The following is a 12586-nucleotide window of genomic DNA, read 5'->3' on the forward strand; positions in this document are numbered from 1 at the left end:
GTGTGGAGGCTGGCGCCGCTCGAGCCGAATACGGAGATCTGCTGCCGGCTCGCATAGCGCTGCAGCTCGTAGAGACGCACGCCTCCTTTCAACAGACGCTCGCGGTACTGGGCATAGGCCCCGTGGACTGCAGCGACATCCGTCGCCGCCAGCGAGTTGGTCAGGATCGCGACATCGACCCCCCTTGCGACCAGACCGCTCAACTGCGCCGTCCCGTCGCTGCCGGGAATGAAATAGGGAGACGTGATCTCGAGCACATCCCGGCTGGCGGCGATGCTGGGCATGAGCGCGCCCAGCAACCAGTTCTCCCGCTTGCCGCCGAAAGCCTTCTCGGGTGGATCCGAAATGATCTTGGCCTCGCGTGCCCAGTGGATCTTCTCGGAGAGATTGAGCGTGTCCGTCAGCGACATGCGCTCGCGGACACGCTCGATATAGGGACGCGCGCGAGCGCTCTTGAGCAGCTTCGCGAGTGCGTTGCGCAAGCGCGCCAGCTTCGGTTGCCGCCAGGTCACCAGGGCATCGATCGGGATCACCACGTCGCTGTTCCAGAAGGCGTCGAAGACAGCTTCCGTCTGCTTCACCGCGGCTCCGACGAGCAGAACGTCGAGGTCTTGGAAGTTGGAGGATTTGGCAGCGGCGAAATATTCATTGCCGATGTTGCGGCCACCGACGATTGCCAGCCGACCATCGCTGATCCAGGCCTTGTTGTGCATCCGCCGCGTCACGGAGACCGCGCGCAGCACCATCTCGATGCCGCGCCGCAAGCCACCGCGCCGAGCCCGGCTCGGATTGAACAGTCTGACCGAGATGTTGGGATGCCCATCGAGCGAGAGATAGGCACCGTCCAGCCCGCGGGTGTTGATGTCGTCGATCAGCAGCCTCACCCGCACGCCACGATCGGCGGCAGCCAACAATTCGTGGGCGAGAAGCAGTCCGGTCAGATCGTTCTTCCAGACATAGTACATAAGGTCGAGGCTGCGCCCGGCACTGCGGGCCGCAACCGCCCTCGCCGCAAAAGCGTCGAGATTTTCAGAGAGCAGCAGGAGGCCGGTTTCGTTCTCGCGCCCGGCGACGAGCTGCGAGAGGATCCTGTCCAGCAGCGTCTCGTCATCGGCGACGGCCAGGGCGCTGGACGGCGGCCCCTTCGCACGCCGGGCGAAATGGCCATAGGAATAGGTTGCGATGGCCGATGCCAGGGCGAGCAGGCCAGCGAATGCAACGATGATCAGGAGCAAGTGCATCATGGTCGAGGAGAGGCCGGGTCGTCGCAGCGAGGAGCCACTAGGGCACTCGCGGCGARGGTTGGATCCATCTCTCCTCTGCTAGATCTGGACGACAGATGAACGACCGCTTGCCGGACACAGTATCGAGAACAGCCCGGGACAGGTTGAACAGACTGCATTACGAATCGTTCTGTTACAAACAAACCTCTGCCCATCACCCTTCCGCCTAACGCCTCAGGAAACCGTTGTTCATGTTCCGGAAACGTCGGCTCCCGCGGGGGCTCAAATCCCTCGGACCGCTGATGGCCACGGCTTTGCGGCAACAGCGCAAATCCTATTCCAACGGCGATCACCGCGCGAGCCGCGGCAACACGCTGGTCGCCTCCTATAACATCCACAAATGTGTGGGCCGCGACCGGCGTTTCAATCCTTGGCGCACGATGAACGTCATCAAGGAGATCGATGCGGATGTGATCGCGCTGCAGGAAGTCGATCAACGCTTCGGAGAGCGCCTGGGACTGCTCGACCTTCACGCGCTGGAGCGTGAATGCGGGCTCACGGCCGTGCCGCTCCGGGCCACCCGCAACGGGCATGGCTGGCATGGCAATCTGGTGCTGTTCCGAGACGGCGTGGTCGACAGGGTCGAGCAACTCGTGCTGCCGGGTGCCGAGCCTCGCGGCGGCCTGGTCGTCGACCTGACATTGCGCGCCGGTCCGGTACGGATCATTGCCGTGCATCTTGGCCTGCTGCACCGCTCGCGGACGCGCCAGGTCCGGAGCATCCTCGCAGCCTCGGAGCCTCCCGACGGCCGCCCGGTCGTGGTGATGGGCGATTTCAACGAGTGGCGGATCGGCAGGCACTCGTCCCTGCAGGAGCTTCATCCGGATTTTGGACCGCTCGACGGTGCCGTGGCGAGTTTCCCGACGCGCTTTCCGGTCTGGTCGCTCGATCGCATCATCGCCAACCCGCATGATCTGGTTTCGCTCATCGAGGTTCACGACAGCCCTCTCGCCCAGATCGCCTCCGATCATCTGCCGATCAAGGCCGCGCTCAGCCTCGGACAGGCGGCTCGCCCCGAGCGTTCCCCCTCCCCGGGCGTGGTGACGGCTGGCCGGATAGAGCACGCCGCCCAGAGGCAGGGCGTGAAGAGCCCCGTTTGAAGAACKGCTCCGGGGGCTCGCCCGTGACGCCCCGCCCCCTGGACTGAGCAACCATCATCAGCAAGAATCGCCTGTACCGCTGGGTAAGCACCCCCGCCATGCATCCGGGCGCGCCGCCTGCGGTGGCATCATCCGAGATCTGACGCTAGCTTGCACAACAATCGATCGCTTAGCCCGTCACGCGGTTGGCACCATGCAAGGGGCGAGAGGACTTCATGACTGCGACAGCCACCGAGCCGGCAGCGTTGATCGAGGATGCGGTTGAACTGCGGACGCATATCGGCCCGGTCAACCCGATCGCCGACAGCAAGGTGCTGAAGCATCTTGATCAGTTCTGCCGCGACTTTATCGCGCTCTCGCCCTTCCTTGTCATCGCCAGCGGTGACGGTGCAGGTGGTGCCGATGCCAGCCCGCGCGGCGATGCACCCGGCTTCGTCAGGGTCCTAGACGACAGGACATTGCTGATCCCGGACCGGCGTGGCAACAACCGGGTCGACACCTTTGGCAACATCCTCGCGTCGCCCGGCATCGGCCTGATCTTCATGGTGCCCGGCATCAACGAGACCCTGCGGGTGAACGGCCGTGCCAGAGTCACACGCGAGCAGGGCCTGCTGGAACCCTCGACCGTCCAGGAACGCACCCCGGTCACCGGCATGCTGGTCGAGATCGACGAAGCCYATTTCCATTGCGGCAAGGCGTTGATCCGCTCGAAGCTCTGGGACCCCGCGACGCAGGTTCCGCGGCACAGCTTCCCTTCGCTCGGCCGCATCGTGGCTGAACAGACCAAGGCGATCGGAGTGGCGGAAGCCGAAGCGAATCTCGCGGAGGGTTACAAATCGCGACTTTATTAGAGTTCAAGCTGCAGGATGCTTAGGGACAGGCGCCGCTTGATCGTCAAAGTTCGCTCGGCCCTGTTCGCCTGCCTGGTCGGGATCTGCTCGCCTGTCATTCCGGCGAGGTCCGAAGTCGCTGGCCCAGATTTCTGGGCCGTCACCGGCATTGCCGGACATGATGTCCTCGCCCTGCGCGCGGCGCCGAAGCCGTCAGCCGCCAGAACGGGGGTGGTTCCGTCCGACGGCCGGCGGCTGCAGAATCTTGGCTGCACCGGCGTGCCATCTCTGGCGGAATGCCAGCGAATGAGCCCGAAGCAGCAACGGGTGGCTCGGGCGGGGCGATGGTGCAAAGTCCGGTACAACGGCCGCACGGGTTGGGTCCGGGGGAAATTTCTGCGCGAGGCGGCGGTTAAGGCAACGGCCGGGGCTTGCGGTTTTCGGGAAAGCCGCTGCAAACACAGAAAGTTAGATCATCGGACCGGATACGAGATCCGGCCCGATGATAGGGACCGCTCGGCCACCGCCTTGAATGAAGCGGCCGAAGCTGCCGGGCGGGCGCCAAGGGGCACACCACCCGGCGTAGCCGACGTCAGCTGCGCTGCGAGTCGAGCTGCTCCTGGTTCTTCTCAACCTCCTGCGCCTTCGTGTAGCTCTCGATCAGGAGCTGATAGGGCGGGAAGATCCTCGTGTAGACCTCCGCCCATTGCTGGGCGTCGTCGCGATTCCAGGTCTTTTGGAGCTCCGAGGCTACCGCCGCGGTGTCCATCGGCACGACGCCGGCCTGGACGACACGAGCAAGCGTGATCTCCTGCGCCATCTTCGAATAGGTGCCGGACGCGTCGATGACCGCGAAGACCTTGTACCCGTCGGCAACCGCGCTGATGCTCGGGAAGGCCATGCACACGCTGGTGATCGTGCCGGCGATGATCAGCGTCTTGCGCCCGGTCGCTTTCACCGCAGCGACGAAGTCCGGATTGTCCCAGGCATTGATCTCGCCACGACGCGCAACATAGGTCGCATGCGGGGCATTCTGGTGGATCTCCGGTATCAGCGGACCGTTTGGCCCCTGCGGCACCGACGCCGTCGTGATCACCGGCATCTTGCTCAGAGTTGCCATCTTGGCCAACGCGGCTGCATGGGCGCGCAGCGTCGTCATCGGCATGTCTGCGACGGTCTGGAACAGCCCGCTCTGATGGTCGATCAGCAGCATCACGGCATCGTCGGGATCGATGACCGGCCGTTGGCCGTTGAAGTTCGCGATATTCGCAAAGGTGCTCATGGCTATCCTCATGTGATCTGGATTGATGCGGTTGCGAGGCCGGTCACTTCGACGCCTTCACCGCGCTGTAGCTGGAAATCAGATTGCGATAGTCGGGGATGTGGTTGGAGAAGAGCGCCCCCAGGCCTTCGACATCGTTGCGCCAGTCGCGATGCAGCTCGCAGGCGACACCGAACCAGGTCGTCAGCTGCGCCCCGGCTTCCGACATCCGATCCCAGGCCGAGTGCCGGGTGATCTCGTTGAAGGTGCCTGAGGCGTCAGTCACAACGAAGACCTCGTAGCCCTCGGCCAACGCGGAAAGCGCCGGAAATGCCACGCAGACCTCGGTCACCACGCCCGCAATGATCAGTTGCTTGCGTCCGGTCGCCTTGACCGCCTTGACGAAATCCTCGTTGTCCCAGGCGTTGATCTGGCCCGGGCGCGGGATATAGGGAGCCGAGGGGAAGATCTCCTTCAGCTCCGGAACCAGAGGTCCGTTCGGCCCATCCTCGAAGCTCGTCGTCAGGATGGTGGGCAGCTTGAAGTATTTGGCGAGGTCGGCGAGCGCCAGGACATTGTTCTTGAACTGATCGGGGCCGATATCGCGAACGAGCGACAGCAGGCCGGCCTGATGGTCGACAAGCAACACCGCAGCATTGTCCTTGTCCAGGCGCGTATAGGGCTTGGTCATTGTCATGATCCTTGCTGGTCTTGTGGTTCCGCTATCGGGGCGGCGATGGCGCCGCCCCTCCAGGAACGGCCCCGGCGCGGACATCCGGAGCCTCCTGTCCTCAGCGCCCGTACGCCGCCTGCGGGATGGCGCCGAACCGGCCGCTCTGGAAATCGATCATCGCCTGACGGATCTCCTCGGCCGTGTTCATGACGAAGGGGCCATGCATGACTACCGGCTCGTCGAACGGCGCGCCGCTGACGATCAGCACCGCGGCATCGCTGTCGRCCTCCAGGGTCACCTCGCCGCCCAGACGGTCGAACAGGATGAACTGTGCTTCCCGCGCCTTGTCCGCGCCATTGATCAGGATGTTGCCGCGCAGGACGACGACGCCGAGGGTGTGGCCTTCCGGAAGGACGAGCGAAGTTGCCCCGTCACGCAGCAGCTGCAGGTCCCAGATATTCATGGGCGTGAACGTATGGGCCGGCCCGACATGTCCCTGGTAATTGCCCGCGATCACCCTGAGCGTACCCGCCCCATCGGGCAGCTTGACCGCAGGGATCTCCTTGTCGAGCAGCGTCTGGTAGCCGGGAGCTGCGCTCTTGTCCTTGKCCGGGAGGTTGACCCAGAGCTGAACCATCTCGAGCGTGCCGCCCTTGCGGGTGAAGGCTTCCGAGTGGAACTCCTCATGCAGGATACCTGACGCGGCCGTCATCCACTGCACGTCGCCAGGGCCAATCAGACCGCCCTTGCCGGTTGAATCGCGATGCTCGACCTCCCCCTGATAGACGATGGTCACCGTCTCGAAGCCGCGATGCGGGTGCGTGCCGACACCACGGGGCTGAGCGGCCGGCGCGAACTGTGCCGGCCCGGCATAGTCGAGCAGCAGGAACGGGCTGACATGCTCGCCCTGACCGGCATGCGAGAACATCGAGCGGACGGGAAAGCCATCCCCGATCCAATGGGGATGCGGGCTGCTGAAGACCCCGAGAACCTTTCTCATTGCGTTTCTCCTTGGGAGCGTTGCAAAGGCGTTGCGTTGGCCAGGAGAATAAGAATGAGACAAAATGGCCGGTAGACGGCATTATCTCGCCACTGTGTCCTATGAGCAGGACAATGGAGCATCCGATGCAGGACCTGAACGATCTCTATTTCTTCGCTCAGGTCGTCGACCATCAGGGTTTCGCTGCGGCAGCCCGAGCGCTGGGAATGCCGCGTTCGCGGCTGAGCCGCCGGCTAGCGCTGCTTGAGGAGCGACTGGGCGTGCGTCTCGTGCAGCGCTCGACGCGGCGCTTCGCCGTCACCGAGATCGGCCGCGAGTATTATCGCCATTGCGTCGCGATGCTGGTCGAGGTCGACGCCGGCCAGGAAGCGATCGAGCGGGCCCGGGCCGCACCTCAGGGCATCGTGCGCGTCGCCTGCCCGTCAGCCGTGCTCTATTTCCAGATCGGCGGCATGGTCGCCCGCTTCCTTGCCGCCTGGCCCAAGGTCGAGGTGCAACTGGAAAGCACCAATCGGCGCGTCGACGTCATTCGCGAAGGCTTCGACATCGCCATCCGGGTTCGTTTCCCGCCACTGGAGGAAAGCGAGCTGGTGATGAAGGTTCTGGCCGAGAGCACCCAGCGGCTGGTCGCCGCGCCCCGCGTGCTGAAAGACATCGCCCGGCCTCTCGTTCCCGCCGACCTCAGCGCATTGCCCAGCCTGTCCTGGGGAGATCCGCATCAGGAGCATGAATGGCGCCTCAGCGGGCCCAGCGGCGCCACGGCGATCATCCGCCACACCCCTCGGCTGGTCACTGAGGACATGGTTGCGCTGCGGCTTGCCGCGCTTGAGGGCGTTGGCGTCGTCCAACTCCCGACCATGGTGGTCCAGGACGACCTGCAAGCGGGAACGTTGGTCGAGGTCCTGCCGCACTGGACGCCGCGGGCCGGCATCATCCACGCCGTTTTTCCGTCGCGCCGCGGTCTCCTGCCATCCGTCCGTGCCCTGCTTGATGTCCTGGCCGCCGAATACGCGGTGCTTGACCGGGCCGAGAAGGAGGCCTTCGCCGTCGCGGGCCGGCCGTGATCCCGCAATGCCCGGATCGGATCAATTCGCCGAGGGCCGATCGATCGCCGCACGCAGCAACAGATAGAGCACCATTGCGTTCAGCAGGTGCCAGAGCCAATGCGTGCCGAAGGGGACGCTCTGGCACAGAACCTGGTCCAGCGTGCGCAAGCTGAGCGACAGCGCAAAGACCAAACCGGCGAGGCCGAGCAGACGTGCCGCCGTATCGCCCTCACCGCGCATCCGCACCGCGAACGCGACCCCAAACAGCGCCAGCACGAAGGAGGCATATCCGCCGGAGCCGCGCATGCCGGGCGGCAGCAGCGCGCCGAGCCCCGACACGAGCAGGAAGGACGCAAGCAGGAAGAACAGTGTACCGCCGGCCGCGACCGCTGGCCGCGCCCCCATGAAACGGACGAGAGCCAACCCGAAATAGGAGAACGCGAAGAACTGGATCGGAAGCACATCGGCCAGCAGCGTCCAGCGTTGCGGCATGGTGTGGAACAGGAACGAGCCGATACCGATCATGACGACGAGAGCAATCAGCGCKGCAGCTGGCCAGTCGCGCCGACCCGAGCGCCGATAGAGCAGAAGGCCCGCGATCGCGGCCAGGATGAAGGCGCCATTGCTGAGCGCGTTCATCGGCTCTGCCCAGAAGGCCTGGCTGGCGCGTTCGCAGTAGCCAAAGGACATGATCGCTTGTGACGGCAACAGCAGCTTCTCCAGCGTCAGCCCAGCTTGCCACAGCGCCCCGGCGACGGCGACGCAAGCGCGACATTGCGGCGCAACATAAACCTTGAAGCAAAAGCGTGACGACCGCGGAAAACCGGCCCGTTCCGGGCTTTTCCGATTCGAGTCAGGCGCGCATGGCAAACCACTGCATATCGCCCAATTGCGCGCCACACCGGAATCGACTCCTCGGTAGCGAACCGAAACGGCCTAGAATTTAGGCACTCGATGGTGCTTGGTTAATAGTTTCCTACGCAACAGACGCGGGGCGTGGCAAAAATGTAAAGGGCTGGTTAAATAGCCATGCGCCAATCGCATAACGGAACTGATATCCTGCCCCTCCAATTAGCAGCCAGCCTCCCTTATATGCAGTGCACAACGAATTCATCGTTGTCGGGCCAGAAATGACCCGGCACCCAGGAGCCAAACCAATGTTCGTCACCATGATTGCTGCTAAAATCCGCGCCTATCTTCGCTATCGCGAAACCGTCCGTGAACTCTCGCGTCTGACCGACCGTGAGCTGGACGATCTCGGCCTGTCCCGCTCGGAAATCCAGTACGTCGCCCGTTCGCACGCTGCCTGATTACTGTCCGCGCCTACCGAGATCATAGTTTCTCCTGGACCTGCGTCCTCCCCGCGGTCCGGTCGAAGAGCGAATGCCCGCCTCCTCCCAGGCGGGCATTTTGCGTTTCAGGGCTGCGTCACTGACGCCTCTCTCTTGACCTTCGGCCCGCCTGCGGACACATCGCAGGCATGAGCACGAAACCAGTCCATGTCATCGGCGGCGGCCTCGCCGGTTCTGAAGCCACCTGGCAGATCGCGGAAGCCGGAGTCCCGGTCGTCCTGCACGAGATGCGCCCTGTTCGCGGCACCGACGCGCACAAGACCGAGGGGTTGGCGGAGCTCGTCTGCTCCAACTCCTTCCGCTCGGACGATTCCTCGTCCAACGCCGTCGGCCAACTGCATTGGGAGATGCGCCGGCTCAGCTCACTGATCATGGCCAAGGGCGATGCCCATCAGGTCCCGGCCGGCGGAGCCCTCGCGGTCGACCGCGACGGCTTCTCGCAGGCGATCACCGCCGCATTGGAAGCCCACCCGCTCGTCACCATCGAACGTGGCGAGATCGCCGGTCTGCCACCGGCAGACTGGGACAATGTCATCATCGCGACCGGCCCCCTCACCTCGCCGGCGCTCGCTGACGGGATCAAGTCCCTGACCGGCGAGACCGAACTCGCCTTCTTCGACGCCATCGCCCCGATCGTCCATTTCGACTCGATCGACATGGACCAGGCCTGGTTCCAGTCGCGCTACGACAAGGCCGGCCCCGGCGGCACCGGCGCCGACTACATCAACTGCCCGCTCGACCGCGACCAGTACGAGGCCTTCATCGACGCGCTGCTGGCGGCCGAGAAGACCGAGTTCAAGGAATGGGAGGGCACGCCCTATTTCGATGGCTGCCTGCCGATCGAGGTCATGGCCGAGCGCGGGCGCGAGACGTTGCGCTGGGGGCCCATGAAACCGGTCGGCCTGACCAACAAGCACAACCCGACAGTGAAGGCCTATGCGGTCGTGCAGCTGCGCCAGGACAATGCGCTCGGCACGCTGTTCAACATGACAGGCTTCCAGACCAAGCTGAAATATGGCGAGCAGGCTGCGATCTTCCGGATGATCCCCGGGCTCCAGAATGCCGAATTTGCTCGCCTGGGCGGCATCCACCGCAACACGTATCTCAACTCGCCGAAGCTGCTCTCTCCGTCCCTGCAGCTCAAGGCCGATACGCGCCTTCGCTTCGCCGGACAGATCACCGGCTGCGAAGGCTATGTCGAGAGCGCCGCCATTGGCCTGCTGACCGGACGCATGGCCGCGGCCGAGCGGCTCGGACGCCCGCTCGAACTGCCCCCTGCGACGACGGCGCTTGGCGCATTGGTCAACCACATCACCGGCGGGCACATCGTCACCATCGACGAGGGGCCGCGCTCCTTCCAGCCGATGAACATCAATTTCGGCCTGTTCCCGCATATCGAGGACGCACCCAAGACGGGGCCGGACGGCAAGCGCCTGAAGGGCCCTGCCAAGAGCGTGGCCCGCAAGCAGGCGCTGACGGCCCGCGCGAAGGAGCATCTCGATGCGTGGGCGGGCGCCGCTGCGGCTGAGGCGGCAGAGTAGAGAGCCTTCGGCGTGGGGTAATCCATTCCAACCCTCTCCTTCCGGGAGAGGGTTTTTTCTCGGCCGGCGCGGCGTCCTGCGAATTATTGCTTCGGCCCGAAACGTGGATTGCGATTTTCGGGAACGCCGATGCAAACGCGCGCGATCTAACCCCGCATGGCCTTCCTGGCCGCGCGCCAGAGAATCCATTGCCGCTGCCAGGCCGGCAGCGTGATGATGCTCCGGAACGGGTCGTAGCCGGTGCGCTCCATCTTCCTCAGATAGGACTCGACCAGCGCGACCGGCAGGAAGGCCGGTACGAGCGTAGGCGGAATCGTCTCACGCAGCTCCCGCAGCTTGGCGAGGTGCTTGCGCGCGATCGCCCGGAGTTCCTTCAGACTGTAGAGCACGCCGGGCCCGCCGCGCCCTCGCACGATGTCGTCGCGGATTACGCCGTTTCGGGCGAGAATCTCCGCCGGCACGTAGACCTGGCCAGCCGCCGCATGCCAGGGGAAAGCGCGCAACAATCCGGTCAGCGCATAGGCGACGCCGGCATGGCCGCAAGCCGCCGCGCCACCCGGATCACGCCCCTCGGCCAGGATGATCGACGCAAGCCGGAAGAGCGCGCTTGCCGTTTCGCCGGCATACCCCTCGAGATCGCCGAGAGAGGGCATCGGATCGTCATAGAGATCGAAGATGCGCGCCTCGATCAGCCCGGTCAGCGGCGCGATCGGCAGGCGGTAATGCAGAATGGTGTCGAGCAACGCGGCGGCAACAGGATGCGAATGCACCTCGCCCTTGGCGTCACCCTCCAGCAGGTCGCGCCACCATTGCAGCCTGACCTCGCCGGGCAGCGGCTCGCTCACCGCGGCGCGAACCCTCGCGATCTCGTGGCTGAAGGCATAGAGCGCGAAAAGACCGGGCCGCACGGCCTCCGGCGCGTACAGACTGGCGATATAGCGATCGTGATCGGCCTCGCGCACCAGTGCGGCACAATGAGCATAAGCCTCCGGCAGGGCCTCGGGCAGCGTCTCGCGGCGATCGTCAGTTCTGGTCGTCATGCGGATCGTCCCGCCCAGGCAGTCGCCTCACAGGCGCGGCCTTGGATCAAGTGTCAGTCTAGGCCAGGCAAGGCCGGGCTGGCTACGCCCCACGAGCATGATCGCCGCGCGCCCTGCTACTCAACCGCGATCAGCGCCGCCGCTACACGCCGGTCTTCGCCGACGAGAACATTGTAGGTCCGCGCCGCAGCCCCCGTCGCCATACCCTCGATGGTGATGCCGGCCTCGCGAAAGCGCTCGCGCAAGGCTGCGGGCACGAAGGCGATGTCGTGTCCCGTACCGATCAGCAGGAAGTCGATCGTATCTGCAGCATCGAGAACGGGCTGGAGGCTCTTGATCGTCACCTTCGCGAAAGACGAGACCGGCCAGATATGGACTCCAGCCGGCAAGGCCAGGATCGAGCCGCGATGGCTCATATCGGCAAACCGGAACCCGCCCGCTCCGAAGGCATCGATCTGATGCCGCCCGGGAACGAAACCTTCAAAGCGTGGCATGATCAGGGCGCTCCGCCCGCTCAGCTCGCCTTCGGCTTGGCTCCGGCCGGAACCTTCTCTTCGACATCCGCATCAAGGCGCCCGGCGCGCACATCGAGATAGAGCAGCACGGGTGTCGAGATGAACATCGCCGAATAGGTGCAGACCACCACGCCGAAGAGCATGACGAGCGCAAAGCCTTCAATCGCCGTGCCGCCGAAGAGCACCAGCGCGATGAGCGAGAGAACGGTCGTCGTGGCGGTCATTGCGGTGCGCGACAGCGTCGAGTTGACCGAGAGGTCGAGCAGTTCCTGGACCGGCATGGTCTTGTAGCGGCGCAGCAATTCGCGCGTGCGGTCGAACACCACCACGGTCTCGTTCAGCGAGTACCCGACGATCGTCAGAATCGCCGCGATCGAGGTCAGGTTGAATTCGAGCTGCGTGATCAGGAAGAAGCCGACGGTCAGCACGATATCGTGCAGGGTGCCGACGATCGCGCCGATCGCGAGCTGCATCTCGAAGCGGAACCAGAGATAGATCAGCACGCCGACAATGGCGAGCACGACGCCGAGCGTTCCGGCCTGGACCAGCTCGCCCGAGACGCGCGGACCGACGGTCTCGACCCGGCGGAAATCATGCGTACCCGCGAAAGCCTCGCGTGCCTTCGCGACCACGGCCTGCTGGGCCGTTTCGCCGCCGGGCTGCAGCGCAAAGCGCATCGAGATGTCGCCGGCGCTGCCGAATTCCTGGACCTCGACTTCGCCGAAGCCGAAACCATTGGCCGTATGGCGGACCGAGGCGATCTCGGCCTTGCCGGCCTTGGACTGCATCTCGATCAGCGTACCGCCGCGGAAGTCGATGCCGAAATTCAGCCCCACCGTGAGGAAGAGCACCAGGACGAGAATCGAATAGGCCGCCGAGAACGGATAGCTGAAGCGCCGGAAGCGGACGATCTTGAAACGGGTATTGTCGGGAACGATGCGAAGC

Annotated in this window: 13 protein-coding genes and 1 pseudogene; 6 read left to right on the forward strand and 8 right to left on the reverse strand. The window is 64.5% G+C overall.

Annotated features, from left to right (window positions below; all coding sequences use genetic code 11):
- Window positions 1-1244, reverse strand: a 1244-nt coding sequence (locus AC1DJT_RS26010) for a phospholipase D family protein (protein WP_476835172.1), incomplete at its 3' end; no start/stop codon positions are given.
- Between the two features lie 281 nt (window positions 1245-1525).
- Here AC1DJT_RS26010 and AC1DJT_RS26015 point away from each other — a divergent pair.
- The 3 genes and pseudogenes from AC1DJT_RS26015 to AC1DJT_RS26025 form a co-directional block, all read left to right on the forward strand.
- Window positions 1526-2383 carry an endonuclease/exonuclease/phosphatase family protein gene (locus AC1DJT_RS26015; protein WP_441505963.1) on the forward strand — a complete coding sequence of 286 codons (858 nt, stop codon included), beginning with the start codon at window positions 1526-1528 and terminating at the stop codon, window positions 2381-2383.
- A 215-nt stretch (window positions 2384-2598) separates the two neighbouring features.
- Window positions 2599-3234 (forward strand): pyridoxamine 5'-phosphate oxidase family protein, encoded by a 636-nt coding sequence (locus AC1DJT_RS26020; RefSeq protein WP_476835173.1) that lies wholly within the window; start codon window positions 2599-2601, stop codon window positions 3232-3234.
- A gap of 15 nt (window positions 3235-3249) precedes the next feature.
- Window positions 3250-3600 (forward strand): annotated as a pseudogene (locus tag AC1DJT_RS26025) (SH3 domain-containing protein); the annotation flags it as partial.
- 205 nt (window positions 3601-3805) lie between these two features.
- On the opposite strand, the gene AC1DJT_RS26030 reads toward AC1DJT_RS26025, so the two are convergent.
- From AC1DJT_RS26030 to AC1DJT_RS26040, 3 genes are all read right to left on the reverse strand, one after another.
- Window positions 3806-4495: an isochorismatase family protein gene (locus AC1DJT_RS26030; RefSeq protein WP_476776243.1), complete on the reverse strand. Its 690-nt coding sequence runs from the start codon at window positions 4493-4495 to the stop codon at window positions 3806-3808.
- Window positions 4496-4538: 43 nt separating this feature from the next.
- Window positions 4539-5165, reverse strand: a complete 627-nt coding sequence (gene ycaC, locus AC1DJT_RS26035; RefSeq protein ID WP_441505966.1) for an isochorismate family cysteine hydrolase YcaC — start codon at window positions 5163-5165, stop codon at window positions 4539-4541.
- Window positions 5166-5265: 100 nt separating this feature from the next.
- On the reverse strand, window positions 5266-6147 hold the full coding sequence (locus AC1DJT_RS26040; RefSeq protein ID WP_476835174.1) for a pirin family protein: 882 nt from the start codon (window positions 6145-6147) through the stop codon (window positions 5266-5268).
- A gap of 125 nt (window positions 6148-6272) precedes the next feature.
- Between AC1DJT_RS26040 and AC1DJT_RS26045 the strand changes: the two genes are divergently transcribed.
- Complete coding sequence (locus AC1DJT_RS26045) at window positions 6273-7211, forward strand: LysR family transcriptional regulator (protein WP_476769775.1); 939 nt, start codon at window positions 6273-6275, stop codon at window positions 7209-7211.
- A gap of 21 nt (window positions 7212-7232) precedes the next feature.
- Here AC1DJT_RS26045 and AC1DJT_RS26050 read toward each other — a convergent pair whose 3' ends face one another.
- Window positions 7233-7901, reverse strand: a complete 669-nt coding sequence (locus AC1DJT_RS26050; protein WP_476769776.1) for a ceramidase domain-containing protein — start codon at window positions 7899-7901, stop codon at window positions 7233-7235.
- 449 nt (window positions 7902-8350) lie between these two features.
- Here AC1DJT_RS26050 and AC1DJT_RS26055 point away from each other — a divergent pair, with 449 nt between their 5' ends.
- Window positions 8351-8503 (forward strand): DUF1127 domain-containing protein, encoded by a 153-nt coding sequence (locus tag AC1DJT_RS26055; RefSeq protein ID WP_113515780.1) that lies wholly within the window; start codon window positions 8351-8353, stop codon window positions 8501-8503.
- Between the two features lie 170 nt (window positions 8504-8673).
- Window positions 8674-10086 carry a methylenetetrahydrofolate--tRNA-(uracil(54)-C(5))-methyltransferase (FADH(2)-oxidizing) TrmFO gene (trmFO, locus tag AC1DJT_RS26060; protein ID WP_476835175.1) on the forward strand — a complete coding sequence of 471 codons (1413 nt, stop codon included), beginning with the start codon at window positions 8674-8676 and terminating at the stop codon, window positions 10084-10086.
- Window positions 10087-10232: 146 nt separating this feature from the next.
- Here trmFO and AC1DJT_RS26065 read toward each other — a convergent pair whose 3' ends face one another.
- The 3 genes from AC1DJT_RS26065 to secF all read right to left on the reverse strand — a co-directional run.
- Window positions 10233-11126, reverse strand: a complete 894-nt coding sequence (locus AC1DJT_RS26065; protein WP_441505971.1) for a phytoene/squalene synthase family protein — start codon at window positions 11124-11126, stop codon at window positions 10233-10235.
- Window positions 11127-11242: 116 nt separating this feature from the next.
- Window positions 11243-11620: an Mth938-like domain-containing protein gene (locus AC1DJT_RS26070; protein WP_476771067.1), complete on the reverse strand. Its 378-nt coding sequence runs from the start codon at window positions 11618-11620 to the stop codon at window positions 11243-11245.
- Window positions 11621-11640: 20 nt separating this feature from the next.
- Window positions 11641-12586, reverse strand: a 946-nt coding sequence (secF, locus tag AC1DJT_RS26075; RefSeq protein ID WP_476835176.1) for a protein translocase subunit SecF, incomplete at its 5' end; no start/stop codon positions are given.

The sequence above is a fragment of the Allobosea sp. 05T422_2 genome, from assembly GCF_056396265.1.